Annotated in this window: 21 protein-coding genes and 2 tRNA genes; 13 read left to right on the top strand and 10 right to left on the bottom strand. The window is 65.1% G+C overall.

Annotated elements, in window-relative coordinates; all coding sequences use genetic code 11:
* The first annotated feature begins 244 nt into the window (after positions 1 to 244).
* The gene (gene hemB / locus ABGV18_RS01880; protein ID WP_396584560.1) at positions 245 to 1,243 is read left to right on the top strand and encodes a porphobilinogen synthase; all 999 of its coding nucleotides are present in this window, start codon (positions 245 to 247) and stop codon (positions 1,241 to 1,243) included.
* 48 nt (positions 1,244 to 1,291) lie between these two features.
* Here the strand turns inward: hemB and ABGV18_RS01875 are convergent, their stop codons facing one another.
* The 4 genes from ABGV18_RS01875 to ABGV18_RS01860 form a co-directional block, all read right to left on the bottom strand.
* Positions 1,292 to 1,921, bottom strand: coding sequence for a DUF2238 domain-containing protein (locus ABGV18_RS01875; protein ID WP_396584559.1), 630 nt, complete (start codon positions 1,919 to 1,921; stop codon positions 1,292 to 1,294).
* Entirely contained in the window at positions 1,921 to 2,358 is a 438-nt protein-coding gene (locus tag ABGV18_RS01870) for a VOC family protein (RefSeq protein WP_396584558.1), read from the bottom strand. The genes ABGV18_RS01875 and ABGV18_RS01870 overlap by 1 nt, the downstream gene beginning before the upstream one ends.
* Positions 2,359 to 2,382: 24 nt before the next feature.
* Complete coding sequence (locus ABGV18_RS01865; RefSeq protein WP_396584557.1) at positions 2,383 to 3,372, bottom strand: DUF697 domain-containing protein; 990 nt, start codon at positions 3,370 to 3,372, stop codon at positions 2,383 to 2,385.
* 74 nt (positions 3,373 to 3,446) lie between these two features.
* Complete coding sequence (locus tag ABGV18_RS01860; protein ID WP_396584556.1) at positions 3,447 to 4,814, bottom strand: YcjX family protein; 1,368 nt, start codon at positions 4,812 to 4,814, stop codon at positions 3,447 to 3,449.
* A 252-nt stretch (positions 4,815 to 5,066) separates the two neighbouring features.
* Here ABGV18_RS01860 and ABGV18_RS01855 point away from each other — a divergent pair, with 252 nt between their 5' ends.
* Positions 5,067 to 6,098, top strand: a complete 1,032-nt coding sequence (locus tag ABGV18_RS01855) for a cation diffusion facilitator family transporter (RefSeq protein ID WP_396584555.1) — start codon at positions 5,067 to 5,069, stop codon at positions 6,096 to 6,098.
* Between the two features lie 181 nt (positions 6,099 to 6,279).
* Here ABGV18_RS01855 and ABGV18_RS01850 read toward each other — a convergent pair whose 3' ends face one another.
* Complete coding sequence (locus ABGV18_RS01850) at positions 6,280 to 7,902, bottom strand: methyl-accepting chemotaxis protein (protein ID WP_396584554.1); 1,623 nt, start codon at positions 7,900 to 7,902, stop codon at positions 6,280 to 6,282.
* A gap of 280 nt (positions 7,903 to 8,182) precedes the next feature.
* Here ABGV18_RS01850 and ABGV18_RS01845 point away from each other — a divergent pair, with 280 nt between their 5' ends.
* The 3 genes from ABGV18_RS01845 to dusA all read left to right on the top strand — a co-directional run bounded on the left by ABGV18_RS01845 (position 8,183) and on the right by dusA (position 10,210).
* Entirely contained in the window at positions 8,183 to 8,317 is a 135-nt protein-coding gene (locus ABGV18_RS01845; protein WP_396581068.1) for a hypothetical protein, read from the top strand.
* A 102-nt stretch (positions 8,318 to 8,419) separates the two neighbouring features.
* Positions 8,420 to 9,148, top strand: coding sequence for a sulfite exporter TauE/SafE family protein (locus tag ABGV18_RS01840; protein ID WP_396581069.1), 729 nt, complete (start codon positions 8,420 to 8,422; stop codon positions 9,146 to 9,148).
* A 54-nt stretch (positions 9,149 to 9,202) separates the two neighbouring features.
* Positions 9,203 to 10,210, top strand: a complete 1,008-nt coding sequence (dusA, locus tag ABGV18_RS01835) for a tRNA dihydrouridine(20/20a) synthase DusA (protein ID WP_396581070.1) — start codon at positions 9,203 to 9,205, stop codon at positions 10,208 to 10,210.
* Here dusA and ABGV18_RS01830 read toward each other — a convergent pair.
* Positions 10,207 to 10,734: a hypothetical protein gene (locus ABGV18_RS01830; RefSeq protein WP_396581071.1), complete on the bottom strand. Its 528-nt coding sequence runs from the start codon at positions 10,732 to 10,734 to the stop codon at positions 10,207 to 10,209. The genes dusA and ABGV18_RS01830 overlap by 4 nt on opposite strands.
* A gap of 4 nt (positions 10,735 to 10,738) precedes the next feature.
* Positions 10,739 to 11,404: a lytic transglycosylase domain-containing protein gene (locus ABGV18_RS01825; protein WP_396581072.1), complete on the bottom strand. Its 666-nt coding sequence runs from the start codon at positions 11,402 to 11,404 to the stop codon at positions 10,739 to 10,741.
* A 25-nt stretch (positions 11,405 to 11,429) separates the two neighbouring features.
* Between ABGV18_RS01825 and ABGV18_RS01820 the strand changes: the two genes are divergently transcribed.
* The 5 genes from ABGV18_RS01820 to ABGV18_RS01800 all read left to right on the top strand — a co-directional run bounded on the left by ABGV18_RS01820 (position 11,430) and on the right by ABGV18_RS01800 (position 15,549).
* Positions 11,430 to 11,840 (top strand): DUF1249 domain-containing protein, encoded by a 411-nt coding sequence (locus ABGV18_RS01820; protein WP_396581073.1) that lies wholly within the window; start codon positions 11,430 to 11,432, stop codon positions 11,838 to 11,840.
* 108 nt (positions 11,841 to 11,948) lie between these two features.
* Positions 11,949 to 12,024, top strand: a tRNA-Gly gene (locus ABGV18_RS01815).
* A gap of 6 nt (positions 12,025 to 12,030) precedes the next feature.
* Positions 12,031 to 12,104, top strand: a tRNA-Cys gene (locus tag ABGV18_RS01810).
* Positions 12,105 to 12,217: 113 nt separating this feature from the next.
* Positions 12,218 to 13,294: a lysylphosphatidylglycerol synthase transmembrane domain-containing protein gene (locus ABGV18_RS01805; protein ID WP_396581074.1), complete on the top strand. Its 1,077-nt coding sequence runs from the start codon at positions 12,218 to 12,220 to the stop codon at positions 13,292 to 13,294.
* Complete coding sequence (locus ABGV18_RS01800; RefSeq protein ID WP_396584553.1) at positions 13,291 to 15,549, top strand: glycosyltransferase; 2,259 nt, start codon at positions 13,291 to 13,293, stop codon at positions 15,547 to 15,549. Before ABGV18_RS01805 ends, ABGV18_RS01800 begins: the two co-directional genes overlap by 4 nt.
* Before the next feature lie 41 nt (positions 15,550 to 15,590).
* On the opposite strand, the gene sohB is transcribed toward ABGV18_RS01800, so the two are convergent.
* Complete coding sequence (gene sohB, locus ABGV18_RS01795) at positions 15,591 to 16,682, bottom strand: protease SohB (RefSeq protein ID WP_396584580.1); 1,092 nt, start codon at positions 16,680 to 16,682, stop codon at positions 15,591 to 15,593.
* Between the two features lie 138 nt (positions 16,683 to 16,820).
* Here sohB and ABGV18_RS01790 point away from each other — a divergent pair, with 138 nt between their 5' ends.
* The gene (locus ABGV18_RS01790; protein ID WP_396584552.1) at positions 16,821 to 17,054 is read left to right on the top strand and encodes a DUF2789 domain-containing protein; all 234 of its coding nucleotides are present in this window, start codon (positions 16,821 to 16,823) and stop codon (positions 17,052 to 17,054) included.
* Between the two features lie 118 nt (positions 17,055 to 17,172).
* Here the strand turns inward: ABGV18_RS01790 and ABGV18_RS01785 are convergent, their stop codons facing one another.
* Together ABGV18_RS01785 and ovoA are read right to left on the bottom strand one after the other, a co-directional pair.
* Positions 17,173 to 18,420: a PatB family C-S lyase gene (locus ABGV18_RS01785; RefSeq protein WP_396584551.1), complete on the bottom strand. Its 1,248-nt coding sequence runs from the start codon at positions 18,418 to 18,420 to the stop codon at positions 17,173 to 17,175.
* Entirely contained in the window at positions 18,405 to 20,534 is a 2,130-nt protein-coding gene (gene ovoA, locus ABGV18_RS01780; RefSeq protein WP_396584550.1) for a 5-histidylcysteine sulfoxide synthase, read from the bottom strand. The genes ABGV18_RS01785 and ovoA overlap by 16 nt, the downstream gene beginning before the upstream one ends.
* Positions 20,535 to 20,783: 249 nt before the next feature.
* Here ovoA and ABGV18_RS01775 point away from each other — a divergent pair, with 249 nt between their 5' ends.
* Both ABGV18_RS01775 and ABGV18_RS01770 read left to right on the top strand, forming a co-directional pair.
* Positions 20,784 to 21,239: a methyltransferase family protein gene (locus ABGV18_RS01775; RefSeq protein ID WP_396581080.1), complete on the top strand. Its 456-nt coding sequence runs from the start codon at positions 20,784 to 20,786 to the stop codon at positions 21,237 to 21,239.
* A gap of 231 nt (positions 21,240 to 21,470) precedes the next feature.
* Positions 21,471 to 25,463, top strand: a complete 3,993-nt coding sequence (locus ABGV18_RS01770; protein WP_396584549.1) for an EAL domain-containing protein — start codon at positions 21,471 to 21,473, stop codon at positions 25,461 to 25,463.
* Positions 25,464 to 25,547 lie beyond the last annotated feature (84 nt).

Genomic DNA, 25,547 nt, shown 5'->3' with positions numbered 1-25,547 from the left:
AGTGCGCCGCCCAATGGCCGTCGCCATTGGCAAGCGCTGCAACACCGCAGATGGGCGCCTGGCGGCCCGCCCGAAGGGGCTTGCCGGCTTGCCCGCCCTCGGTGTTGCCGATTCTTGCCGGGCAATGAGCCCGACTTCGAATCGGCGCCTTGATGGCGAACAAGCCGGTAAGCCAGAGGCATTGGCTATTCGTGCAGACCTTCCCTAACGGCCTTTCATCGACAAACGCCACCCGGAGCCCGACATGACGTTCTCGCGCGCCTATCCTGCCCATCGACCGCGCCGCATGCGCCGCGATGCCTTCAGCCGTCGCCTGATGCAGGAGAACACCGTTTCCAGCAACGACCTGATCCTGCCGGTGTTCGTGCTCGAGGACCCGAACGGGCGCGAGCCGGTCGATTCCATGCCAGGTGTCGAACGTCTTGGCATCGAGCACCTCTCGCGGCTGGCCGAACAGGCCCTGGAACTGGACATCCCGGTGCTCGCCCTCTTCCCGGTCACCCCGCCGGAGGCCAAGTCCTTGCACGCCGAGGCGGCCTACGACCCGGACGGCCTGGTCCAGCGCACCGTGCGGGCACTCAAGCAGCGCTTCCCGGAACTGGGGATCATGACCGACGTCGCCCTCGACCCCTACACCACCCACGGGCAGGACGGCATCATCGATGCCAACGGCTACGTGCTCAACGACGAGACCGTCGAGGTGCTGATCCGCCAGGCCGAGTCCCACGCCGCCGCCGGTGCCGACATCGTCGCCCCCTCGGACATGATGGACGGGCGCATCGGCGCGATCCGCGAGAACCTCGAGGCCCAGGGCCACATCCACACCCGCATCATGGCCTACAGTGCCAAGTACGCATCACACTTCTACGGCCCGTTCCGCGACGCGGTCGGCTCGGCGACCAACCTCGGCAAGGCCGACAAGACCACCTACCAGATGGACCCGGCCAACGGACAAGAGGCCATCCACGAGGTGTCCGCCGATCTCGCCGAGGGCGCCGATATGGTGATGGTCAAGCCGGGCATGCCGTATCTCGACGTCGTCTACCGGGTCAAGCAGCGCCTTGAGGTGCCCACCTTTGCCTACCACGTCTCCGGCGAGTACGCGATGCTCAAGGCCGCCGCCGAACGCGGCTGGCTCGACTGGGACAAGTGCATCATGGAGACGATGGTCAGCTTCAAGCGTGCCGGCGCCGATGGCGTGCTCACCTACGCGGCCATGGACATCGCCCGGCAGCTCAAGTAACGAATCGCCTCGACCGGCGGGGCAGCGCAGAAACTTGGCCGAGACGCCTTATCCGCCGGACGCCGACAGGCGCGCGATCTGCCGGTCATGCCAGCGGGCGAAGGCGGTGATCGCCACCCCTGCCCCGATCAGCGCGAAGGCCATGTCGGACTGGGCATCCCAGGGATCGCCCTGCGTGCCGAGGAACTCGACCGCCCCACCCCCGGCGACCACCGCCACGCCCCACTCGATCAGCTCGTAGACGGCGGATACGGTCATCGCCACGCAGATCGAGAGAAAGCCGATCACCCACGGCCCGCGGGCAAAACGCCCACGAATCAGGACCTCACGGGCCAGCAACGCCGGCACCAGTCCCTGGAAGAAATGCCCGATCTTGTCGTAGGGATTGCGGGAAAGATCGAACCAGGTCTGGATCTCGAAGCCCAGCGGCACGCGGGCGTAGCTGTAGGCCCCACCGTAGATCAGCACCAGGGCATGCAGGAAAACCAGCCCGTAGAGCAGCGGGGTGAGTGGGAATGGCTTACGGGTGAACCACAGGATCGGCAGCGCGATCGCCGCCGGGGCGACTTCGAGCAGCCAGGTGGCGCGGTCATGGGGGTCGATGCGCGAGAGCAGCAGGGCGACGAGTACCAGCACGGTCCCGCCGATCAGCAGCCACCGCCCTTTCTCCGCCTCCATCACTCGGCCTGCCCCTTCGCCAGTGACACGTTACCCGCCGCATCCAACCCCCAGAGCGGGTTATGGGCCACCTCCCAGAGATGACCGTCCGGGTCGGCGAAATAGCCGGAGTAGCCGCCCCAGAACACCGCCTCGCCCGGCTTTACCAGCCGCCCGCCCGCTCCTTCGGCTTGGGCAAGGACCTCATCGACCTCCTGGGGCGAGCGCACATTGTGCGCGAGTGCCATACCGGCAAAGCCGTTGCCCTCGGCCGCCACCCCGGCGTCCGCTGCCAGGTCATCGCGCGGATAGAGCGCCAGAACGATACCGTTGAGCTGGAAGAAGACGATCTGCTCCTCAACCCCACCGGCCGTCCAGCCGAGGCCTTGTTCGTAGAAGACTCGCGAGCGGGTCAGGTCCGCCACGCCCAGGGTGATCACGCTCAAACGCTGTTCCATCCCCTGCCCTCCCCGGGATTCTTGCTATCGGGCCGATGTAGACCGCTCACGGATGGCGCCGAGAATCAGCTTCGCCAGGTTGCGGTCGACCAGCGGCTTGTGCTCGGGGGCGATGCGCGAGGCACGCATCGCCTGCCGGCCGATACGCAGGGAATACAGCGCCACGGCCACGCCCTGCCCGGCTCGGGCGCCAAGATTGACCATCAAATTGGCCGCCCAGCCCTCGCTGGCCGAGTCGAGCACGGTCTCGGTGGCCGAGGCGAAGGCCATGTTCTGCAGGATCATGCGGTAGAGGCGCCAGCGCGCCGGAAACGAGAGCGTCAGACCATAGATGCGGGCGATGGCATTGACCATTCGCGCATTGCGCCAGGCGACCAGCAACAGGTCGAGCGCAGGGTAGGGACTGGCGGCGATGAACAGGCCGGTACGCACCACTTCGCGATGGATCAACGCACGGGCCCGGGCATCCTGATCGGCGTAGGCGCGCTCGAGCGCCACCACCAGTTCGGTGGCGTGACTGCCGGCATCGATGCCCAGCAGGGACTCCTCGAAGGTCCGTCGCTGCGGGTTGTCCGCCAGCAGGTATTCGGCCGCTTCGCGCAGCTCGACCACGGACTCGCCCATCTCGCCGTCGCGTTCGGCCTGCGCCAGTCGGCGATTCAGCCGGGTGATGGCATCGATCTGGTGGCGCTGGTGCCAGGCCCGCCAGACCAACACGAGCCCGACGCCGCCGACGCCCACACCGATGGCGAAGATCACCCAACCCAGCGCCGGGTGCGCGGCATGGGCCCACCAAATCGCCTGCAACCAGTTGATGGTGAGCCAGGTGACCGCGACCACGCCCAGCAGCGTCGTGATCCAGGGAAAGCCCGGGCGGGGTTCGAGCAGGTCGGCAATCGCCTCGTCCGACTCCTCGCCGTAGAGGGCCTCGGTATCCACATCCGGCACCGCATCCCCTTGCGCGTGGATGCGAGTGGCCAGGTGGCCGCCTGGCGGCGGGTGCTCATCACTCATTGAAGGGCTCCGGAGACTGTCTTGCTGTGGGTCGGCGTCATGGCGGCAGAGGACGTGGAGTCACCTCTCATGGCTCAGGACTCGCCGATCAGGAAATCGAGCAGGGCATCGACGCGTCGGCCGGGAAAGGCACGCGCCCGATCCAGCCCGGCAGGCGGTGCCAGCGTGGGCAGGTCGTCGATGGCCAGATCCAGATCATGCGGCATCTGTTCGGGAATCGCCGGTGGGGTGAAGGCGATCTTCTGCCGCGAGCTCTTGTCGGTGCCCACCAGCATGGGTCGACCGCGGGCATCTTCGCGCGGCTGGGCGGCGGTCACCGCCGAAACGGCGAACAGGCGCAGTTCGATGTGCTTGCCCGCCAACTGCTGGGTCAGTTCAAACAGGTAGCTGTCGAGCAGACGGGTCAGGCGCGCCTGATCGGCCGGCAACAGGTGATCGATCTGCGTGGCGACGATCGCGACCCGGCGGATGCGACGCGCGAACAGATTGCTCAACCAGTGCCCGTCGCGGTAACGAAATGGCTCGAGAATCGACTCGAGCGCCGCGCGCATGTCCTCCAGGGCCGGCCGGCCGCTACGCAGCGCGCCGAGCACATCGACTAGGATCACCTGCGCATCCAGTCGACCGAAATGGGATTCGAAGAACGGCCGCGCGATCCGGTCACGGTAATAGACGAAGTGACGCTGGCAGACCTCGCCCCACGACCCTTCCGGGTAGGCATCTGCCGGATCGACGGCCACGCCGGGCAGGGGCAGAAACGGCATGGCATCCGGATCGAAGCCCTCGCCCGGCATCAACCACCGACCGGGCAGGTTGCGCGACAGTCGGTGCGGCGGCAGGCGACTGTCGGCCAGCATCATCGACCAACGGCCGGCCAGCGTGGCCAACCGGGCCGGATCGAGCGGCGCCGCCGGGTCGATTGCCTGCAATTCCTCGAGCAATCCCGGTGCGATCTCCCGACGCGGGCTGTGTGCCAGCCAGTCCCGCCAATGCGCGCTGTACTCGGCGAACGACCAGTCGAGCAGAGACAGGTCGAGCAGCCACTCGCCCGGGTAGTCGAACAACTCCAGGCAGCGCCGCCGAGACCTCAGGGAGTACCAGCGCCGCTCGTAATCCAGTGTCAGGCGGGCGATCGACCAGTCGCGGGTGGATTCGGGCCAGGTCGGCGGATGGCCAGTCAGCGCGGTCAGGGCATGGTCGTAATCGAAGGCACGCTCGATCTCGCGATGCCAGCGGCCATGGCGAATGGCGGCCAGCCCGGCCTGCTCCGACACCGCGCCGCGCCGGGCATTCTCCAGGTGATTGATGATGGCGGTAATCAGGGTCGACTTGCCGGCACCGGACAGCCCGGTAATGCCGATGCGCGTGACCGGGCAACCGGCAGGTGGCGGCGAGGACGTTTGCTGCGTCCCTGACTTTGGGGCCGTAGGTTTTGGAGCCATCGATGGAGACATCCCGGCGAACGAAGGGTGTGACGATGGTAGACGAGCCGGCCAAAGCACCCAAGTCCGGCGCACCGCGGGGCAGTTCGGCCCTGCCAACACAGACGCCCTGCAACGACGGGCTGGCGGTCCGCGCCGGGGTGCATTAAAATGGGACCAATTCAGTTCGGTATTAGTCTTGACTAACTTTCCCGCCGGCCCGACGAGCCGCCGGTGGCAAGGCCGCACCCCCGACAAGGCGACGATTCCCCGATGTCCAATCCACACGCCAAGCTGCTGCGCATGGTCACCACCGCCTCGGTGACGCTGGCCCTGACGTTGATCGCGCTCAAGCTCGCGGCGACCATCACCACCAATTCGGTGAGCATGCTGGCCTCGCTGATCGATTCGACCATGGACTTGCTGGCCTCGCTGGTCACGCTGGTGGCGGTGCGCATCGCGTTGCAGCCACCCGACGAGGACCATCGCTACGGTCACGGCAAGGCCGAACCGCTGGCCGCCCTGGCCCAGGCGACCTTTATCGCCGGCTCCGGTGTGTTCCTGCTGATCGAGGCCCTGCAACGCCTGATTCGCCCGCAGGAGATCGATGCGGTCAACTGGGGCGTGGCAGTGATGATCTTCTCGATGGTGGCAACCCTCGCCCTGATCACCTTCCAGCGCTACGTGATCATCAAGACGCGCTCACCGGCCATCAAGGCCGACGCCGCGCACTACAGCATGGACTTCCTGGTCAATGCCTCGACCATCGCCGTGCTGATTCTCGCCGGCTACGGCCTGACCTGGATCGACCCGGTCTTCGGCGCCCTGGTGGGTGTTTTCGTTCTTTATAGCGCCTGGAAAGTCGGCCGGGAGGCGCTCGATCACCTGATGGACCGCGAGGTGCTCGACGGCACCGAGATGCGCATCGCCCAGATCGCCACCACCCACCCGTCCGTACATGCCGTCGACCAGATCCGCACCCGGCTGGCGGGACAGACCATGATCATCCAGCTGTACCTCTACCTGGACAATCACATCGACCTCGACCGCGCCCACCAGATCGGCGACGAGGTCGAGACCAAGCTGCTGCGCACCTTCCCCGGCGCCGACGTGATGATCCACGAGGAGCCCCTGTCGGCGTGGGAGCCGGGGCGCGGGCCGTCGCCGCAATTGCGCATCGAACCACTCACCTCCCGCCGACCGCGTGCCGGCCACTGCGAGACCTGCCGAGATCTGACCGACACCCGGCCCAGCCTCTGGCGACGGGTGCCATTCGTTCGACGCCTGGGCCGCGGGCCCCTCTGATCGTCAAGCCGCGGCTACGGGTCGACGGCAGCCCCTGAGCCCAACCACAGAGCACGGCATTACCTCAATCGTTGATCGGCCCGCCCCTCAGGCGTGACCACCGACACGGTCCCACGGACACAGCTACGAAAAAGGCCGGCAACACGTGCCGGCCTTCGTTCGTGGTGCCGCCGATATCGCGTCAGGTCTTGAAGCGATTGACCAGGCCATCCAGGTTTGCCGACAACCGGGTGAGATCGCCGCCAGCGGTGGATACCTGCTGCGAGGCATCGTCGAGCTCCTCGCTCTTGGCGCGAATGCGCTCGAGGTTGCGGTTGACCTCCTCGACCGTGGCCGACTGCTCCTCGGCGGCGGTCGCGATCTGCATGGTCATCTCGTTGATGTGATTGACGTGGCGCACCACCGCGTCCAGCGACTCGTCGGTCTCGTTGACCGCATCGAGCGTGGCCTTGCCCTGGGTCTGGCTGACTTCCATCGCCTCGACGGTCCGATGCGCCCGATCACGCAGGCCGTCGATGATGCCCTTGATCTCCTCGGTGGACTGCTGCGTGCGGCTGGCGAGGTTGCGCACCTCCTCGGCCACGACCGCGAAGCCTCGGCCCTGCTCGCCGGCGCGGGCCGCCTCGATCGCCGCATTCAGCGCCAAGAGGTTGGTCTGCTCGGCCACGCCCTGGATGACATCCAGCACCTTGCCGATGTCCTTGGTCTGCGACTCGAGCTCGCCGATCGATTCGGCGGTATTGCGCATCGAGCCCATCAGCTCATGCACGGTATCCATCGAGCGCTTGAGTGCCTGTTGACCGTTGTGCGTGACCTCTTCGGTCTCGTTGGAGGCACTGGCGGTCTGATTGGTGTTCTCGGCGATCTCGCGCGTGGTGGCGGTCAGTTCCTCGATCGCCGAGGCCACCATCTGGGTCTGCTCGTTCTGCTCGTGCGTGCTCTCGCGCGACTGGCGCGTGATCATCGACATTTCCTCGGCCGAGGCCGCGAGCTGGCCAGTGGAGTCGGTGATCTCGTGGACCAGGTTGTGGATGCGCTCGACGAACCGATTGAAGCCGCGCGATAGCTTGGCGAACTCGTCGTTGCCGGTCACCGGCAGGCGACGGGTCAGATCGCCCTCGCCCTCGGCGATGTCCTCCATCGCGCGAAGCACGTGATGGATGCGTCGGGTGAAGGTGGCCATCACCAGCACCAACAGGAAGATCCCCAAGGCAAGTGCCACGGCCCCGATGAACAACGTCGCTGCGCGCGCCTCGATCATGTGCGTCTCGGCCGCCTCGGTACGCGCATCCTCCCTCTCCTTGGCCGTCGCGATCAGCGCCTGGATGTTCTTGCGGATCTGCTGCCAGTCGGGATGCTCGTCCTGCACCAGTATCTGTTGGGCGCGCTCGATGTTGCCGGCATTGACCTGATCGAACACCGCCAGGCGAGCCGCCATCACCCGCTGCCAGCGGGTCTCGATGTCATCCAGCAAGCCCTGGGCCTCGGCATTGCCCTTGGACGTCAGTGATCGCGCCTCGGCCAATGCCGCGCGAACGACCTCGTCGGTCATGCGGGTGACCTTGATTGCGGCCTCCAGATTGGGACGGAAGACCTTGTTGCGGGTCGCCACGCCACCCAGCAGGCCATTGCTCATGATGTCCTGCAACGCCGCGACGCGGGCGTTGTCCTGTTGCTGAACCTGCAAATACCGCTCGGAGATGGAATCCATCTGGAACAGCGCGTAGCCGAGCGCACCGATGAACAGTACGGCGGACACGGCAAACGCCAGCAGGATCTTGGTGGTGTTGTTCAACCGGTTCATTACGACTCCTTGAGACCGAGGGCTTGCGAGAATGTGATTCGATCGGCTTTTCGGCCGAGGCCGGCCACTCTTTAGCCAACCCATGCAAATAAGCGAAACCATATAAAAGCCGGCCGCAGCGCCATTTCAGCGGGGGCGAATTTGAAGACGCCGGAGAGTACACTGCGCGTGCGTCGGGCCGACTCACGATTTGTGATGCGCCCATAAGCAGAGATTGCGACGGAAGAGCTACCATGGCCGACGCGATGCCCGCTGCCGACAACCTGCAAATTGATTGGCCATGGTGAACGCACAACGGGCACAGCAAGTGGGTGTGCGCACACAGAAACAGGCGATGAAGAGGCAGGAACAGGCAATGGCGCCGTTGATCGGCTCGATCGGTCAGGGCGGCGCTCAGATCACCACCTGCGCCTGATCCGGGCCCGCCATTGGCAGCGCCGCTGGAGCGGTAGGCCAAGGGTTCCGTCATCCCCGGCCCCGCCGGGGATTGTTCGTTGCCAGCCCGAGAGAAGGTCCCGTGGACGACATCACCCTGCTTCAGTTGCTGCTGGCCAACCTCGCCATTTTCGCCGGCGCGTTCCTGCAAGGACTGGCCGGTTACGGCATCGGCACCCTGTCGGCACCGTTGCTGTTTCTGATCAGCCCGCTGTTCCTGCCCGGGCCGCTGATTCTCAACGCGGTGTTGCTGACCATCCTGATCCTGTGGCGCAGTCGATCGAGCTTGAGCTTCCGCCCGGTGCGTTTCGCCATCGGCGGCGACATCGCCGGCACCCTATTGGCGGTGGTCACGTTGGCCTTTCTGAGCGCGCGGGGCTTCGAACTGGCCTTCGGCATCCTGATCCTGCTGGCCGTGCTGTTGAGCGTGGTCGGCCTTCACCCGGCCCTCAATCCGCGCAATAGCGTGATGGCCGGGGCCGCGTCGGGCTACATGGGCACCATCACCGCGGTGGGTGGGCCGCCGATCGCCCTGATCTACCAAAACCAGCATGGCCCATTGGTGCGCGCCAATCTCTCGGCCTTCTTCCTGTTCGCCAGTCTGGCCAGTGCCGTGGCGCTGTTCTTCAGTGGTTTTATCGGTTCACGCGAATGGTGGCTGTTCGCGACCCTCCTGCCGGGTACGCTCGCGGGGTTCCTTGTCTCGGGCCACCTGGTCAATCGCATCCCGTTCGGCGCCTTGCGGCCGATCATCCTCGGCATCGCGGCGATTGCGGGTGTGAGCGCGATCATCAAGGCCCTGCTGCCCTGACGTCAGGCGCCACCACCGCTACAATGCCGCTCCCTGCGAGAATCACATGCCGTCATGACCGATCCGATCCCACCAACCGCCAACGCCACAACGCAGCCGCCTAACCCCTGGCGCTTCTGCATTGCCCCGATGCTCGACTGGACTGACAGGAACTATCGCTTCCTGGCCCGGCAACTGAGCCGACATGCGCGGCTGTACACGGAAATGGTCACCACCGGCGCCCTGCTCCACGGCGATATCGAACGCCACCTGCGCTTTGATGCCAGCGAGCACCCGGTCGCCCTGCAACTGGGCGGCTCCGATCCGCAGGCCCTGGCAACGGCGGCACGGCTCGGGGCCGAGTGGGGCTATGACGAGATCAATCTCAATGTCGGCTGCCCCAGCGACCGGGTGCAGAACGGGGCATTTGGCGCCTGCCTGATGGCGCAGCCGGCGCTCGTGGCCGACTGTATTGCCGCCATGCGCGACGCGGTCGACGTACCGGTGACGGTCAAGAGTCGCATCGGCATCGACCACCAGGAAACCTATGAGGAATTCCGTGAATTCGTCGACATCGTCGCGGACCAGGGTGGTGCCGAGGTGTTTATCGTCCACAGCCGCAAGGCGTGGCTGGCCGGGCTTTCGCCCAAGCAGAATCGCGACGTGCCGCCGCTGCGGCCCGAATTCGCCACGCGGCTCAAGCAGGAGCGACCGGATCTGACCGTGGTACTGAACGGTGGACTGACGGAGGTCGAGTCGATGCAGGGCGCACTGGACGAGGTCGATGGCGTGATGGTCGGCCGGGCGGCCTACCAGAACGTCGGCCTGCTCGCCGATATCGATGCTGCCCTGTTCGACGACGGGGAGACCACCGACCGGCTGGCTGCCCTACTGGCGTATCGAGAATACGCGGCAGCCGAGATCGCCCGCGGCACGCGCCTGCCCACGCTGATCAAGCCGATACTCACGCTGTTCCAGGGACGCCCCGGTGCCCGCGCCTACCGTCGCCACCTGAGCGAACAGTCACCGCGACGCGCCGATGACCCCAGCGTCATCGACGAGGCGATCGAGCTACTGCGCTAACCCCGCCGCTGCTGGCAAACCGTTAGCCCGTCCAACTCGAACGCACTGCCAAAGCCGTTGACGTAACGCCCTGCTCCCAGATGAAAGCCGAGCAGGTGAAAATCCCCCAGCCCGCACAACAGCTCGACGGTCTTGCCGTGACGGTCCCGCAGGCGGGCCGTGACCTCGGCAAACCGGGATGCCTCGCGGTCGACCGACTCGACCTGCGCCGTCCATTGGGCACGCTCGCGGGCGAAGGGGTTGCGGGTGGCCGACTGGTCGGCCAGCAGGGCGACACGCGCCTCGCGCCCCTCCAGCAGGGGTCGCGTGTGGGCGGCGAACTCGCTGGCGAGTACCCAGAAGGCCCCGTCGTGATGGACGAAAGGCAGGCTGCCGATCTCCGGTGCGGTCCCCGGTGGCGATTCCCTATCGACGGCCACGGCCAGCACGAGGGCCGACTGCCCCGCCAGAAACGCCGCCAACCGCTCCTCCTCTGCCGCCAGATCAGGCGGCTCCGGGCGGTTGGGTCGCTGGTCGGACGGCATCGTCTTACCCGGCGCCGGCATAGGCCGCCTGTAGCTGCATGACCCGTTTGACGTAGGTGCGCGTCTCCTTGTACGGCGGAATCCCGCCGTAACGCTTCACCGCACCCTCGCCGGCATTGTAGGCCGCCACCGCCAGCTCGCGGTCGCCCCGGAACATCTGGAGCAGCAGCGCGAGGTAGGCGACGCCGCCGGCGATGTTGTCCTCGGGATTGAAACGGTCGACCACCTCGAATCGCGCCGCCGTCGCCGGCATCAGTTGCATCAGCCCGCCGGCCCCCTTGGGGGAGACCGCATCCGCTCGAAAGGCGCTCTCGGCGTGGATCACGGCGCGAATCAACGTGGGGTCGACACCGTACAGGCCGGCGAACCGGTTGACCGGCGCGGCATAGCGATCGTGCACCAGCCGCGGCATGGCGCGGTAGCCGTCCTGCCAGCCCTTCGGCTTGGTCGCCTCGTTCTTGCGCCACAAGGCGTAGGGTTCATCGGCCGACTGCTGCGGCACGTTGGTCAGGTGCACCACGCCCTGGGCATCGCGGTACTTGTAGACATCCGCCCCGGCGGTGCCCACGGCCAACACCGAAGCAAGCAGTCCCAGCCACGCCAACGACATGCCGGCACGCGCCAGGCCGACCACGGTCAAAGTCGGTGGGACCTCAGCATTCCTATTCACGCAGAGCTTCCTTACACTGACGGACATGAACCTCAACACCGGCGGCACTCCTCATTCCATCGAACGCGATCCATTTGATCAGCTGATGGATCTCTACGAGCAGAACTATATCCTGATTCGCCGCCTGCTCGGCGACCTGCGGCGACTTGCACCGGGCGATGAATTCACCCTGGGTTTCTCGGTGATCGCTCGGGTTACCGAGCGGGGCCGCTTCACCCTGGAGATGACATTCACCGACCACGAGGTGCTCGATTCGCGCCAGCGGCCGGTGACCCTGCGCGTGCGCATCTACCTCGATGCCCGCTCGGCTGAACTGCACGACCCGCGCCACCCGGCCTCTTGCCTGCAGGCCGACCGGAGCGAGTGTAACCAAGCACGCCAATCGCGCAACCGCATGTTGCAACGTTGGTTACTGGCCCGACTGCGTCGTCATTGACGCAACCCCGGCGATGAGGCCGGTTGCCCCGACCGGAACACTCAATACGACGCAACGACGCACGACTTGACACGAGGGCGGTTCCTGATGAAAATTGCGCCCCCTCAAGCGGGAATAGCTCAGCTGGTAGAGCACAACCTTGCCAAGGTTGGGGTCGCCGGTTCGAATCCGGTTTCCCGCTCCAGATTTCGGCTGGATGGCAGAGTGGCTATGCACCGGATTGCAAATCCGTTCACCCCGGTTCGACTCCGGGTCCAGCCTCCAACACTGACGTATGTCACGGACAACCCGCCTCGCGCGGGTTTTTCTGTGCCCGGCGCAACCGGCCCGGCCGATAATGCCGTCGTCCGACACGTTTTCCCCGGCACCGCCTTCCAATGACCGACCCCCACCGCCAGTCCGAACGCTTCGAGATCCAGGACGAGCCGGCCTTTCGTGGCCGCCGACTGCTGTGGTTCGCTGTACTGTTCATCGGGCTCAGCGCCGCCGGCATCTGGGCGGTCTACTTGCAGGTCGCCGGTCACGAGATTCACTGGGATGCACGCCTGCTCGGCTGGCAACTGGTGCTGGCTAGCCTGGCGTTATTGCTGGTCTACTTTGCCGCGGACGGCCTGCGCCTGTGGTTCACCCTGCGCGCGCTGGGCCACTCCATCCCGTTGCCGGCCATGGCGCGGCTGGTGTTTCTCAACATCTTCGTCTCGAACATCACGCCGCTGGCCACCGGCGGCGGGGTGGCCCAGGTCTGGTTCATGCGCCGGCGCGGCGTGCCGGTGGGCACCGGGCTGACAGCCACCACCATTCGCACCGCCCTCGCGGTGCTGTTCATCTTCGGCGCCACGCCGATCCTGCTGGTGACACTCCCGGGAGCGGAAGGCGCGGCACAGAGCGACTCGCTGGTAATCACATTGAGCGTATCAGTGGCGCTTTACCTGATTTTTTTCATGGTCCTGGTCATGCGCAGCAACTGGCTGTTGCGCCCGATGCTGAGCGCGCTCAAGGCGCTGCGAGGCCTGCACATGATCAGCCCGCAACGACATCACCGCTGGCGCCATCGGTTGGTGCGCGAATTACAGCGATTTGCTCACGGATTCGTGCGTTATTTCCAGGGAAGCCGGCTCGACATCGCCGCCTCGTTCGTCTTCACGGCGATCTTTCTGCTGGCCCTGTTCTCGTTCCCCGCCCTGCTCTTCTGGTCCCTGGGTTACGGGTTCGACTACTGGCTGGTCATCGGTCGCATGGTGATGACCACCTTCGTGATGTATTTCTCGCCCACGCCGGGTGCCGCAGGCATTGCCGAGGGCGTGTTCGCCTATTTCTTCCGTGACGTGGTCACCGCCTCGCACCTGGTGCTGGTGACCGTGGCCTGGCGAGCGCTGACGATCTATCTGGGCATGCTGATCGGGCTGATTGTCACCCAGCGAGAAATCACGGCCAGCCGGCGAGGAACCGCGTGAGCCGCCTGTCGCGATCATTGACACCGCGTCGTCTCAAGCTGGCCTTCTATCTGACGCTGACCGCCATCCTCCTGCTGGTCGGCTACCGGGTCTACCTATCGATCTTCGAGACCACCTACCACGCGGTCCACGCCGAGCAGATCGAGCGTGTTCAGGACCTGGCAGATAACCAGACAAATGACGAGTTGCATTTCGCCGTCGTCGGCAATATCAACAACTCGGTCGGCCTGTTCGAGCGCAAGATGATCCCGCGGCTCAATCGCGCCGGGCTCGACTTCGTGGTCTCGGCCGGCAACGCCGTCAGTGGCGGCGGCGAGGACAAGTATCGCGCCCTGTACCGCACGCTCTCGCACCTGGAGATGCCCTACCTGCTGACGGTGGGCGAGAAGGAGAGCGGTGCCTTCGGCTCGTTCAATTACTACGAGCACTTCGGCCCGTACTTCTTCGGCTTTCGCGCCGGCGGCAGCCAGTTCCTGTTCCTCGACAGCACCGACTCGGACACCTATCCGTTCCAACTTCACTGGCTCAAGGAGCAGCTGCGCGATCCGTCAGCCACGTATCGCTTCGTGTTCATCGGCCACCCGATGTTCCGCACTACAGAGAAAAGCCCGCTCGATTCCGACGATCAGTACCTGACCGACGAGACCTTCCGCGACCGGCTTCACGCGCTGTTCCGCGCGCATGACGTCGACGCGGTGTTTTCCAGCAACCTGCACCTGTTCGATGAACAGCAACGCGACGGGGTCCGCTACGTGGTCACCGGCGGGGCCGGCGGACTGGTACTCAACAACGAGACCAGCTTCTATCACTACGTCGACGTGAAGAGTGCCGATGGCGAGGTGACGATCACGGTCGAGCGGCTCGATATCGGCCAGCACCAGGTGTTCAAGACGCTCGAGAGCCTATGGTTCTTCATCCACTCGCTCTTCTACGTCGGCCACCTCAATTTCCTGCTGGTGCTCGGCCTGCTGATCCTGCTGGCAATCAAGCTCTACAGCACGATCTTCGTCGAGCGCGACTACTACCGGAACTACGACCTGGACACCTCGCCGTGGACCGGCCGACCGCTGACCATCGCCATGGTGACCAACAACTATCTGCCGTTCATCGGTGGGGTGCCCATCTCCATCGATCGACTGCACCGGGGATTGGCGCAGTTGAGTCATCGCGTGCGGATCATCGCGCCCAGCTACGCCCGCCAGGATGACCGGGAGACCGACGTGGTCCGCGTCCCCTCGCTGCTGAGCATGGGGCATAAGGGCGAGTTCCGGCTGGCCAATCCGCTCTCGCCGCGCATTCGCCGGGGACTGAAAGACTTTTCACCCGACCTGATCCACATCCACCACCCATTCTGGCTTGGCTGGGCGGCGCAATGGCATGCTCGACGGCTGAAGGTGCCGACGGTATTTACCTATCACACCCGCCTGGAACACTACTCGCACTTCGTGCCGCTGCCGGGCCCGCTGTTCCGCAACCTGATCGCACACACCGCCATCCGGCGGTTCGCTAATCGCTGCGACGGGGTGATCGTGCCGACCGAGTCGGCCGAGGAATACCTGCGGGTGATCGGGGTCACCGCTCCCATCTACGTGCACCCGACCGGAATCGACTTCGACCGATTCCAAACCGACGAACCCGCAGCCGTCGAAGCCCTACGCCTCAAACACGGCATTGGGCCGGACGAGCGCGTGCTGGTGAGTGTTTCAAGGCTTTCCCGCGAGAAGAACATCGACTTTCTGATCGCGGCGATGGACGAGTTGCGCTGCCGCAGCGCCCAGCCATTTCGCTGCCTGATCATCGGTGATGGTGACGAACGCGAGCGCCTGCAGGAACGCATCGACGCACTCGATCTGGCCGAGGTGATCACGCTGGTCGGGGCGGTTTCACCCGACGAGATGGCGCACTATTACCAACTGGGGGACGCGTTCGTGTTCGCCTCCAAGTCGGAAACCCAGGGGATGGTCATTCTCGAGGCGATGGCGGCAGGCCTGCCGGTGGTCGCCGTGCGATCGAGCGGCATCGACGACGTGGTCAACCACGAGAGCAACGGCTTCAAGACCGCCGAGGACATCGACCGCTGGACCACGGCCGCCCAACGACTGATCGAAGACGATACCTTGCGCGCGACCATGGCCGACCAGGCCGTCAGCACCGCACGGCGTCACGCCATCGACCACTTCGCCCGTGACGTGAGCGAAACCTATATCCAGATCCTAGCCCAGTTCCAAGCCAATCGACAAGGATCTGGCAAGTAACGAACTGTCCCTCCGGCTACTGACCGTCTGACCCGCGCGGCTCAGAGCGGGTGTCGCCATTCGCTCAGCAATGACTGGGCCGAGGCGCTCAGGCGACCGAGCAGGCCACGCTTTTTCATCGGCTGGGTGATCTCGAAGGCGTCGCCCTGATTCGCGGCCTCGAGGATCCAGTCGTCGCTGGTGCCGATGTCGTCGATCAGACCCAGCTCAAGCGCATCCTCACCGTACCAGTGCTCACCGGTGGCGAGTTTCTCCAGGTCCAGTTTCGGGCGATAGCGATTGAGGAATTGCTTGAACAGCACGTGTGTCTGCTCGAGCTCCTCGCGGAATTTCTCCCGCCCGGCCTCGGTGTTCTCGCCCAGCAAGGTCAGGGTGCGCTTGTGCTGCCCGGCGGTATGCAGCTCGACATCGATGTCGTTGCGCTTGAGCAGGCGATGGATGTTGGGCATCTGAGCCACCACACCGATCGAACCGACAATGGCGAACGGCGCGGCGACGATGCGATTGGCCACGGCCGCCATCATGTAGCCCCCGCTGGCCGCGACGCGATCGACCACCGCGATCAACTCGATTTCCGCTTTGCGCAGTCGCGCCAGCTGGGCGGCGGCCAGACCGTATCCCGGCACCACGCCACCGGGGCTGTCCAGCACCAGCAGCACGCGATCACGACCCGGCTCGGCTGCCTGCAACACGGCGCTGACCTCCTCGCGCAGGGCCTCGACCGCCGAGGCGCGGATGTCGCCGTGGAAACGCAGCACGAAGGTTCGGGTCGCCGAGTCTCCCGTCTCGCCCTCCTCATTGCGTTCCTCGGTGGCCGCCGGCTTGTCCTCGGTAACGGCGGGCGCCTTGTGATCGTCCTTTTGCTTGCCACCGGGCAACCGCTGGCGCAGCTCGGCCCACTTGGCCTTCCACCCAGCGTCGGGCTTTTCCAGCGCCTCGCGCAACTGCTTGCTGCGTGACTCGATCTCGTCGTTGAGACGACGGATCTTCAGCGGCTTGAGCCGACTCTCACCGGCCTGCGAGTTGCGCGCCTGCGCCACGACCGAAACCAGCGCCGCCACGACAAAGACCACGGCAACGACCAATGTCAGCGTCTTGAGAAGAAACAGGAAATATTCGGGCCACATGGACAATTCACTCTGGGCAAAGGGGTCAAGTATAGACACGCAAATCTCCCCCGGAAAAAGCGACTAGAATCCAGGCGGGACTTGGGACAATTCACGCGGGAACCCCGCACGCAAGATCGGCACCGACCCGATGGAGGAAATCGCATGCAGCCACCGTTTCACCCCTTGAGTGAACTGTTCGAACAGCTCGGCCTGGATGCCAGCGAAAACGAAATCGAGGCATTCATCGACCGCCACTCCCCCCTGCCAAGCGAGGTGGTGCTGAGCGACGCGCCATTCTGGAACGACAACCAGCGCCACTTTTTGCGCGAGTCGCTGGCCGATGACGCCGACTGGGCGGAGGCCGTCGATCACCTCGATGCGCGACTGCGCGACTAGCACGAATTTGATGCCGTTCTGGCCGAGCGAGTTACCCGAGCTCGTTGTTGCGCCGTCTTGACGTGGCCGGCGGCACGCTGGCGACCTCACGCCTTGATCACGAACGACTCGCCAGACGTTAGGCGGGACCCCGCCCCGCGACTCGCTTTCCCCAAGCCGCGCGCAGTTGTGCCATGGCGCGATCGATAATGCGCGTCGGCGCGGCTAGATTGATGCGCATGTAGCCGCGCCCCGGCTCACCGAAAATAATGCCCTGGCTCAGGCCCAATCCCGCCTCGTCGATGAAAAATCGCTGCAACGCCGTGTCGCCGGGATCGGTCGCCGCGTCGGACAACCCCATTCCCCGGCAGTCCAGCCACAGCAGGTAGGTCGCCTCGGGCCACATCGGCTCGATCGGCAGATCGGCCACCGCCTCGATCACCCGATCCCGGTTGCTCGCGACATGCGCCATCAACTCGGCCGGCCACTTCGCCCCATGGGTGTAGGCAGCCTTGAGCGCGGTCAGGCCGAATACCGAGCCCTCGCCCAGATGCATGCCGCGACGCTCGCGATCGAAACGCTTGCGGATCTCGGCGTCGGGGATCACGGCATAACCCCCGCCGATCCCGGCGGTATTGAAGGTCTTGCCCGGCGCGGTGACCGTAAACCAGCGACAACCGGCCGAGTCTGCCACCCGAGCAAAGGGGGTGTGCCGGATGCCCGGGTAGGTCAGGTCCATGTGGATCTCGTCGCTGATCACCATCACGTCGTGGCGCGAGCAGATAGCGGCCACCTCGCCAAGCTCCGCTTCGTTCCAGGCACGCCCACCCGGGTTGTGCGGATTGCAGAGCAGCAGCATCTCAGCCTCACGGGCCTGCGCCTCCAGCGCCTCGAAATCCATGCCGTAGCCGCGGATACCATCCGGCGATACCTGCTCGACCAGCGGGTTCTCGACCCGTTCGCGCCCCTGGTCGCGCACCACCTGGAAGAACGGGAAGTACACCGGCGGTTGGATGATCACGCGCGCCCCCGGCGAGGTGAAGGCGCGAATGGCCATCGCCATCGCCGGCACCACGCCGGGCACGGGCACGATCGTCTCGGCACCGACCTGCCAGTCGTGCTGACCGGCCAGCCAGCCGGTGATCGCCTCGAGGTGTCCCTCGCTCGGCTTGGCATAGCCGAAGGCGCCGTCGGCGAGCCGCTCGGCGAGTGCGTCGGTGACGAAATCGGGCGCCGGGAAGTCCATGTCCGCCACCCACAGCGGGATCACGTCGTCGCGGCCGAAGATTTCGGCGCGCCGGTCGTACTTCTCGCAGCCGGACCCGGGGTACTGGGCCAAGCGGGTGAAGTCGGTAGAGGGGGCGTCGGCACTCATCGGCGCGCCCATACAGTCACCTGACTGACCGTATGCTGGTAGCGCCGGACCGTGTCACGGATCACGAACGGGATCTCCGCCGGCTCACCCACCAACTCGAAGTTCGGCTCCAGGCGCTTGATCAGCGTGTCGAATGTGCTGACGGGACGGCCGTCCTCGACGAATCCACCCAGCCAGCGATCGCGCGGCGTGCAGTCCTCGAGCCAGGTGTAGGGCGAGGCGATCAGCAGCAGGCCGCCGGGATTGATGCGCCCGGCGATGTCGTCGAGGAACTTGCCCGGGTCGTAGAGCCGGTCGATCAGGTTGCCCGCCAGCACCAGGTCGTAGCCGGCAAAGTGCGGTTTCATGTTGCAGGCGTCCTGCTGCCAGAACGCGATGTTGTCGCGCGATTCGAGCCCGAGCCCGGCCAATGAGGCGGCACGATCCTCGGTCAGTTCACCCTCGGTGGGCAGCGCGTAGGCGATCTGCCCCTCGTCGAGCATCGCCTGGGCGATCTGGATGAAACGCGCCGAGAAATCCAGACCGGTGACCGACTCGAAATGCGGCGCGAGCTCGAAGGTCGCCCGCCCGGTAGCACAGCCGATATCCAACGCCGCCCCATGAGCGCGCCCCTCCATCTCGCGCAGTGCGTACTCGGCCAACGCGCGCGGAAAGCTGGCGACACCGAAGTACGAACGGCCGAAGTGGAAATCGCAGTATTGCGCCAGCTGGGCGTCGGTCTCGTAGTAGCCCTCGTCCCTGCTGGCCGGCGGGCGTACCGGTTCACCCTCGACGTAGCGGAAACCGGCGTGCTGGAAGAAGTGCCGGCGGAAGGCGTAGCGGGCGTCGCGCGTCGCCTCGTTGCCGGTCGATATCCAGGAGCCGCCCTTGATCAGGTTGTGCTGGTTGTCGAAGGTCGGCACCGAGAAATCGTCGTAGATCGGGTGCGGCTCGAAGCCCTCGAAGGCATCGATCGGCGTCTCGGTCCATTGCCAGACGTTGCCGATCACATCGAAGAAGTCGCCCTGGGCGAAGCGGTCGACCGGGCAGGCCGAGGCCCAGTACTCGAGATTGATGTTGCCCGGCGCCCGCTCACCCCACTCCGGCTCGTCCGGCACACCGGACACCTGGCGCAGGCGCTCGTACTCGGGCTCGGTGGGCAGACGGATGGACCGGCCCGTGGTCTCGGACAGCCAGTTGCAGAACGCCTTGGCCTCGAGGTAGTTGACGTCCACCGGCCAGTCCCACGGCATCTCGATCTCGTGGGTCATGGCCCGGTAGGCAAAGCCCTCCCCGCGCGGCACCCAGAAGTTCGGGTGACGGGCTGCGCGAAATTCGAGCCAGCGCCGCCCCTCCTCGGTCCACCATTCGGGCGTCTCGTAACCGCCGGCCTCGACGAAGGCGAGGAATTCGGCGTTGGAAACCTGCATGCGGCTGGCCTGAAACGATTTCACCCGCGTCTCCAGCCGCCCGTATTCGTTGTCCCAGCCGTACAGGGGCGCGTCATGCGGCTTGCCCTGCACCACCGTGCCGCCGGCCACCTCGAGCAACTCGTTGGCAGGCGCGGCAGCAGGCGCCGCGGCCGCGGTATCGCAAACCGGCCAGTCGTCGTGCGGCCGTACCCACGTGAGATCGAGCTGGCGAATCAACACCGACGAGGTCTCCAGGTGAATGCGCTCGTGCTCGATGCCCATGAAGATCGACCAGACGGGGGGATCGTCCCAGCGCACCGGCGGCGTCCAGTCGAGCTCGGAGATCAACTGATCGACGCGCTCACGCACCTTGCGACGATACTCGCGCACCCGGTCGACCGACGGCCAGTCGTAGTGCGCATCGTTGAGGTCATCCCAACTCATCTCGTCGACGCCGATGGCGAACATGCCTTCGAGCGGGGGATCGATGCGCGTGGTCGCCTTCGCCGTAACCAACTTGTTGATGTAGAAGGTGGCCGGATGGCCGAAATAGAAGATCAGCGGGTGACGCAGGGGCTCGGGCCGCTCGTAGAAGGCCTGGTCATCGGTAAGCACCTCGAACAGCTTCTCGTAGGTGTCCATCGTGCGATGGAAATACGCGCGTACCGCCTCACGCTTGCTCTCGGCATCCGGTCCGGTCAGCAATACCGAGCGGCTCTTGAGTCTGGACAACATGGCGATCCTCTCTAGGGGAAGGTTTTTAGCCGTATTTTTTAGCCGTATTCGCTGGACCTCCCGCGGACCCGAACCGGGGCCAGCGGGTTCTTGGTCAGGGAAGGTCTGAACGAATCTGAACGAGTCTGATACGGACTTTAGGCCATCGCCCGCAACGTATAAACCACGCGCGCGCCACGTGATGTCATTCCCAGCACGACCAAACTAGACTGCGCCAAGGCAGTCCTCTCCATTCTCAAAGGCCCAACCATGCTCACCAAGCTGATTCCACCACCCGTCGCCCTGCTGATCGGCATCGCCCTCGCGTATGCCCTCGCGGCGGGCTGGCCGAGCGCAACGCTCGACTGGCCCTGGCTACACTGGCTCGCCTGGGCGTTTTTCATTACCGGCGGCATGTTGATGCTGGCCGCGGTGTTCTCCCTGTGGCAGGCGCACACCACCATCAACCCGATTCACCCCGAACGCAGCCGCCACCTGGTCACCAGCGGCATCTATCGCCTCAGTCGCAACCCGATCTACCTCGGTGACGCCCTGTTGCTGGCCGGGGTGGTCAGCTGGTTCGGCCACCCGGCCGGGCTTGTCGTGATCGGCGCGTTCGTTTGGTTCCTCGACCGCCTTCAGGTCCGCGGTGAAGAGCGGGCCCTGACGCAACGATTCGGCGCCGGCTATTCCGCCTATCGAGCCCGTACCCGACGTTGGATTTAAACCGCCGGGCCACGACTGATACGCTTCAAACGAATAACCCAGTAAAAAAGTTTGATTTATGTTCAAGCGGGCTGACAATTAGCATGATTCAACATTGGCCGTGCCTCCTGAACAATGGGCAACTGCCTGGGGAGGGATGACCCGAGCCAAGGCATACGCACCAAAAACCGGCCCAACTACCCAACGGTGCACTTCCTCGCCCTGATGACGCCCACCACCGACAGCCCACTATTGACCAAATCCTACCTGCTGATGGTGGTAGCCGCGTGCCTGACGATCGGCACGATGGGCCTGCTCGCGCCACTACTGATCACCGATCCGGGCCCATTGGGCCTGCCCCTGCCTCGAGAAACCGCCCTGGCTGCCCTGCTGGCCGGCCTGGGTCTTGGTGCGCATCTGCAGGGCTGGCGGGGGATGCATACCGCATCCGGCGCCGGCCTTCTGCTCCTGGTCGGCTACAGCCTCGCCGTCAATGGCATCCATCTGCCGACCTCCGTGGGGCCCACTCAGAACGACAGCGACCACCTCTCCATCGAGGCGGCCCTGCTGCTGGTCGCCATTGCCAGTTGCCTGATGATCCCCGGCAGCTCGCGTCTGGCGCGACGCCCCTGGCGCTGGGTCGGCACACTCATGCTGTTCCTCGGCGGCATCTCGGTGCTCTGGATGCTGCTGGGCAACTCGCCCTGGCTGCAATTTCACACAACGGCCGCCTGGGTGGCCGTGCTATTCACCCTGCTGTTCGGCGGCGCAATGCTGCTCGCCAGCCGCCTGCGCCAAACTGACCTCAGGGAATTGGGCCCGCTCGCGGTGACGGCCGGCCTGATCGGTTCGCTGCTCGCGGCCCTGGCGTGGCACGAGCTGTCGCTAATCCACAATCGCGACCTGCGGGCAATGGGCGAGGCCCAGCTCGACCAGGTCGAAAGCGTCTGTCATCAGGTGCTCACCGACCGCGTACAAACACTGGGGCGTCTGGCCGAACGCTGGCAACTGATCGGCCGACTGCCCACGGCCGCTTCGCTCCGTGAGCGCGAGGCTCAATCCTACCTACGCGACATGGAGAGCCTGCAGGTCCTCGCCATGCTGGACGATCGACAGCAGGCCGTGTGGCAATCGAACCGCGGGCCCAGCGGCCGCGACCTGCTCGACCAATTGCTCTCGCAACCGGAGACCCGGGACTGGCTCTCCGAACCTCGACCCTCACCCCGATTGCTTCTGCTGGCCGACACCCCGTCCCACGGCAGCAGCACCGTTCTGGTTGCCGTGCCCATGGTCAATCCGCAGCGGCATGAACAGCAGTTTCTCGCCCTGCTCGATTTCAACCACGTGATCGAAAAGGCGAGGCGCCCGACCAGCCGTCCGCTGGCCGTACATCTCGATTTCGCCGATGGCACCCACATCGATCTCCGCAGCGACCCGGTGCACCATGATCACCAAGTAGTGCTTGCCCAACGGGAAGCGACGCTGCCCTTCGGCCCGAACGTGACCGCCACCAGTTACCTCGAGGAAGGGCAAGAACCGGCCATCGCCGCTGTGCTGCCGTCGGCGGTCGCCCTGATCGGTCTCGCGATCACACACCTGGTCGTGCTGCTGCTGGCGCTGGGGCGCAGTCGGCTCGAGCAGACGCGCCGGCTGTCAACGGCGAGACGCGAGCTTGAATCACAGCAGATCATCCAGCAGATGATCCTGCACTCGGAGTCGCTCGAACACACGCTGGTCTCGGTGTGCGAGTTGATGGAGGAGCATGATCCCGACTCGCGCTGCTCGATCATGCTCAGTGACGAGGCCGGCGAGAACCTGCACCTGGCCGCCGCGCCCAGCCTCAATGCCGCCTACCGGGCGGCCATGACCATGATCCCGATCACCACCGACTTCGGCACCAGCGGCACGTCGGCCCACCGCCGGGAGCCGGTGTTCACCGAAGATATCGCTCAGGACGAGCGCTGGGCCGGTTTTGCCGAACTGGCCATCGACAATGGCCTGCGTTCCTGCTGGTCCTATCCCCTGATCGCCTCCGACGGCGAGGTGCTCGGCACCTTTGCCAGCTACCGTAGCGTGCCGGGAACCCCCTCGCAGGCCCATCGCCGCCAGATTGCCCGGGCGGCAGACCTGGTTTCGCTGGCCATCGAGCGTCACCGCGATCGCATCGCCCTCGAGGAGAACGAGCAACGCTATCGCTCGCTGTTCGCCTACAACCCGGACGCGGTCTTCTCGTTGGACAACCACGGGCGGCTGCAGACGTTCAATCACACCACCGAAACCATGCTCAATCGCTCCTGCGACGAGCTGTCGGGGCAGTCGCTGATCGAACTGATCGACGCGTCCGAGCGGGTCGCGGTCCAGCAGGCAATCGAGCGTACCGTTCGCGGCCGGACCCAGGTCACCGAACTGACCGTCACGCACGACGATGCCACCCGACATGAATTCGACGTCACCTTCCTGCCAATCGTGATCAACGGCCAGATCGAGGCGGCCTACGGCATTGCCAAGGACGTCACGCTGCGCAAGGGCCAGGAGCGACGCCTGCGCACGCTCGAACGCAGTGTCGAGGCGAGCATGCACGGCGTCATCATTGCCGATGCGAGGCAGCCCGACCTGCCGATCGTCTACGCGAACGCCGCCTTTTGCCAGATCACCGGCTACCGTGCCGAGGAGGTACTGGGGCGCAACTGCCGCTTCCTGCAGGGCGAACAGACCGACCCCGCCACCGTCGAACAGGTTCGCCATGCACTGGCCGCGAAAGAGCCCGTGCGCGTGCTGCTACGAAACTATCGCAAGGACGGCAGCCAGTTCTGGAACGAGTTGCATATTTCACCGGTCGAGGACGAGCATGGCGAGGTCACGCACTTCGTCGGACTGCAAAACGATGTCTCCGCCCACAAGTCCTACCAGGCGCAATTGGCCTTCAATGCCACCCATGACGCCCTCACGGGCCTGGGCAATCGCGGCCTGTTCGAGGACCGCCTGCGACAGGCCATCGAGATGACCCGCCGGCGCGCCACCCGCGTCGCAGTGCTGTTCATCGACCTCGACGAATTCAAGCCGATCAACGACAGCCTCGGTCACGCCGTCGGCGACAAGATCCTGGTCGAAGTGGCACGCCGGCTCGAAGACCAAATGCGGGCGGAGGACACGTTCGCCCGGTTCGGTGGCGACGAGTTCATCGCTCTGCTCGCCGATATCGACGGCGAAGACGCGGCCCTGCTGGTTGCCGAACGACTGCTGCCGGAGATCAGTCGCCCCTATCGCATCGACGAGCACGAACTGTACTTGAGTGCGAGTATCGGCATCGCCATCAGCGAACCGGACATGAGAAATCCCGGCACCCTGATCCAGCAGGCCGACATGGCCATGTACCGGGCCAAGCAACAGGGACACAACACCTGCCAGCTCTTCAACGAGGAGATCAACAGTCAAGTCCGTCAGCGGGTGGGCCTGCGCAATGACCTGCAGGAGGCACTGGAACACGGTGACTTCCAGGTCTTTTATCAACCCCTGATATTGGCCGCGGAGTGCCGCATCGCCGGGTTCGAGGCCCTGTTGCGCTGGCACCACCCGACCCACGGCTGGATCTCGCCGGCCACCTTCATTCCGCTCGCCGAGGAAACCGGCCAGGTCATCCCGCTGAGCGAGTGGGTCCTCGAACGCGCCTGTCGCGACATGAAGACCCTGATCGACCTTGGCATGGCGGAAGGCCGGGTGGCGATCAACCTCTCGCCGGTGCAGTTCAATCGCCCCAACTTCCTCGCCACCATTCGGCGGGTGCTCGAGCTCAGCGGGCTGCCGGCCAATCGGCTGGAACTCGAACTGACCGAGGGCATCTTGATGAACGAAACCGAGACGGCCATTGAGACCCTGCAGCAACTGCGTGACAGCGCCATCACGGTCTCGATCGACGATTTCGGTACCGGCTTTTCCAGCCTGAGCTATCTCAAGCACCTGCCGATCGACAAGCTCAAGATCGACCGCAGTTTCATCAACGGCGTGGAGCACAGTGCCGACGACGCCGCGATCGTGCAGGGGGTGATCTCGATGGCCCACCACCTGGGCATCAAGGTGGTCGCCGAGGGCATCGAGACCGAGGCCCAGCGCGACATCCTGGTGGGTTGGGGTTGCGACATCCTGCAGGGCTACCTGTTCGCCAAGCCCATGCCGCTCGACGACCTCACCCACTGTCTGATCAACAACCGTCAGATCTGCGATCACCTCGAGACGGCCCAATCGTAGACGCCAGTTCGGCCGGGGCCACCCACGAAAACGCCCCCGGAGCAGCGCTCGCGGGGGCGTTTTCGTGGCGACAGGTAACCGCCT

Source organism: Guyparkeria halopsychrophila (assembly GCF_044582135.1).
Classification (GTDB): Bacteria; Pseudomonadota; Gammaproteobacteria; order Halothiobacillales; family Halothiobacillaceae; genus Guyparkeria.
The sequence above is the reverse complement of the archived record's forward strand: the minus strand, read 5'-3'. Positions and strand labels throughout refer to the sequence as shown.

Coding starts and splice junctions, on each gene's coding strand:
- dusA (WP_396581070.1), top strand. CDS start 9,203: ATGACCGATCCGATCCCACCAACCGCCAACGCCACAACGCAGCCGCCT.
- ABGV18_RS01870 (WP_396584558.1), bottom strand. CDS start 2,358: ATGGAACAGCGTTTGAGCGTGATCACCCTGGGCGTGGCGGACCTGACC.
- ABGV18_RS01845 (WP_396581068.1), top strand. CDS start 8,183: ATGGTGAACGCACAACGGGCACAGCAAGTGGGTGTGCGCACACAGAAA.
- ABGV18_RS01805 (WP_396581074.1), top strand. CDS start 12,218: ATGACCGACCCCCACCGCCAGTCCGAACGCTTCGAGATCCAGGACGAG.
- ABGV18_RS01775 (WP_396581080.1), top strand. CDS start 20,784: ATGCTCACCAAGCTGATTCCACCACCCGTCGCCCTGCTGATCGGCATC.
- ABGV18_RS01860 (WP_396584556.1), bottom strand. CDS start 4,814: ATGGCTCCAAAACCTACGGCCCCAAAGTCAGGGACGCAGCAAACGTCC.
- ABGV18_RS01830 (WP_396581071.1), bottom strand. CDS start 10,734: ATGCCGTCCGACCAGCGACCCAACCGCCCGGAGCCGCCTGATCTGGCG.
- hemB (WP_396584560.1), top strand. CDS start 245: ATGACGTTCTCGCGCGCCTATCCTGCCCATCGACCGCGCCGCATGCGC.
- ABGV18_RS01865 (WP_396584557.1), bottom strand. CDS start 3,372: ATGAGTGATGAGCACCCGCCGCCAGGCGGCCACCTGGCCACTCGCATC.
- ABGV18_RS01850 (WP_396584554.1), bottom strand. CDS start 7,902: ATGAACCGGTTGAACAACACCACCAAGATCCTGCTGGCGTTTGCCGTG.
- ABGV18_RS01785 (WP_396584551.1), bottom strand. CDS start 18,420: ATGGGCGCGCCGATGAGTGCCGACGCCCCCTCTACCGACTTCACCCGC.
- ABGV18_RS01790 (WP_396584552.1), top strand. CDS start 16,821: ATGCAGCCACCGTTTCACCCCTTGAGTGAACTGTTCGAACAGCTCGGC.
- ABGV18_RS01855 (WP_396584555.1), top strand. CDS start 5,067: ATGTCCAATCCACACGCCAAGCTGCTGCGCATGGTCACCACCGCCTCG.
- ABGV18_RS01820 (WP_396581073.1), top strand. CDS start 11,430: ATGAACCTCAACACCGGCGGCACTCCTCATTCCATCGAACGCGATCCA.
- ABGV18_RS01875 (WP_396584559.1), bottom strand. CDS start 1,921: ATGGAGGCGGAGAAAGGGCGGTGGCTGCTGATCGGCGGGACCGTGCTG.
- ovoA (WP_396584550.1), bottom strand. CDS start 20,534: ATGTTGTCCAGACTCAAGAGCCGCTCGGTATTGCTGACCGGACCGGAT.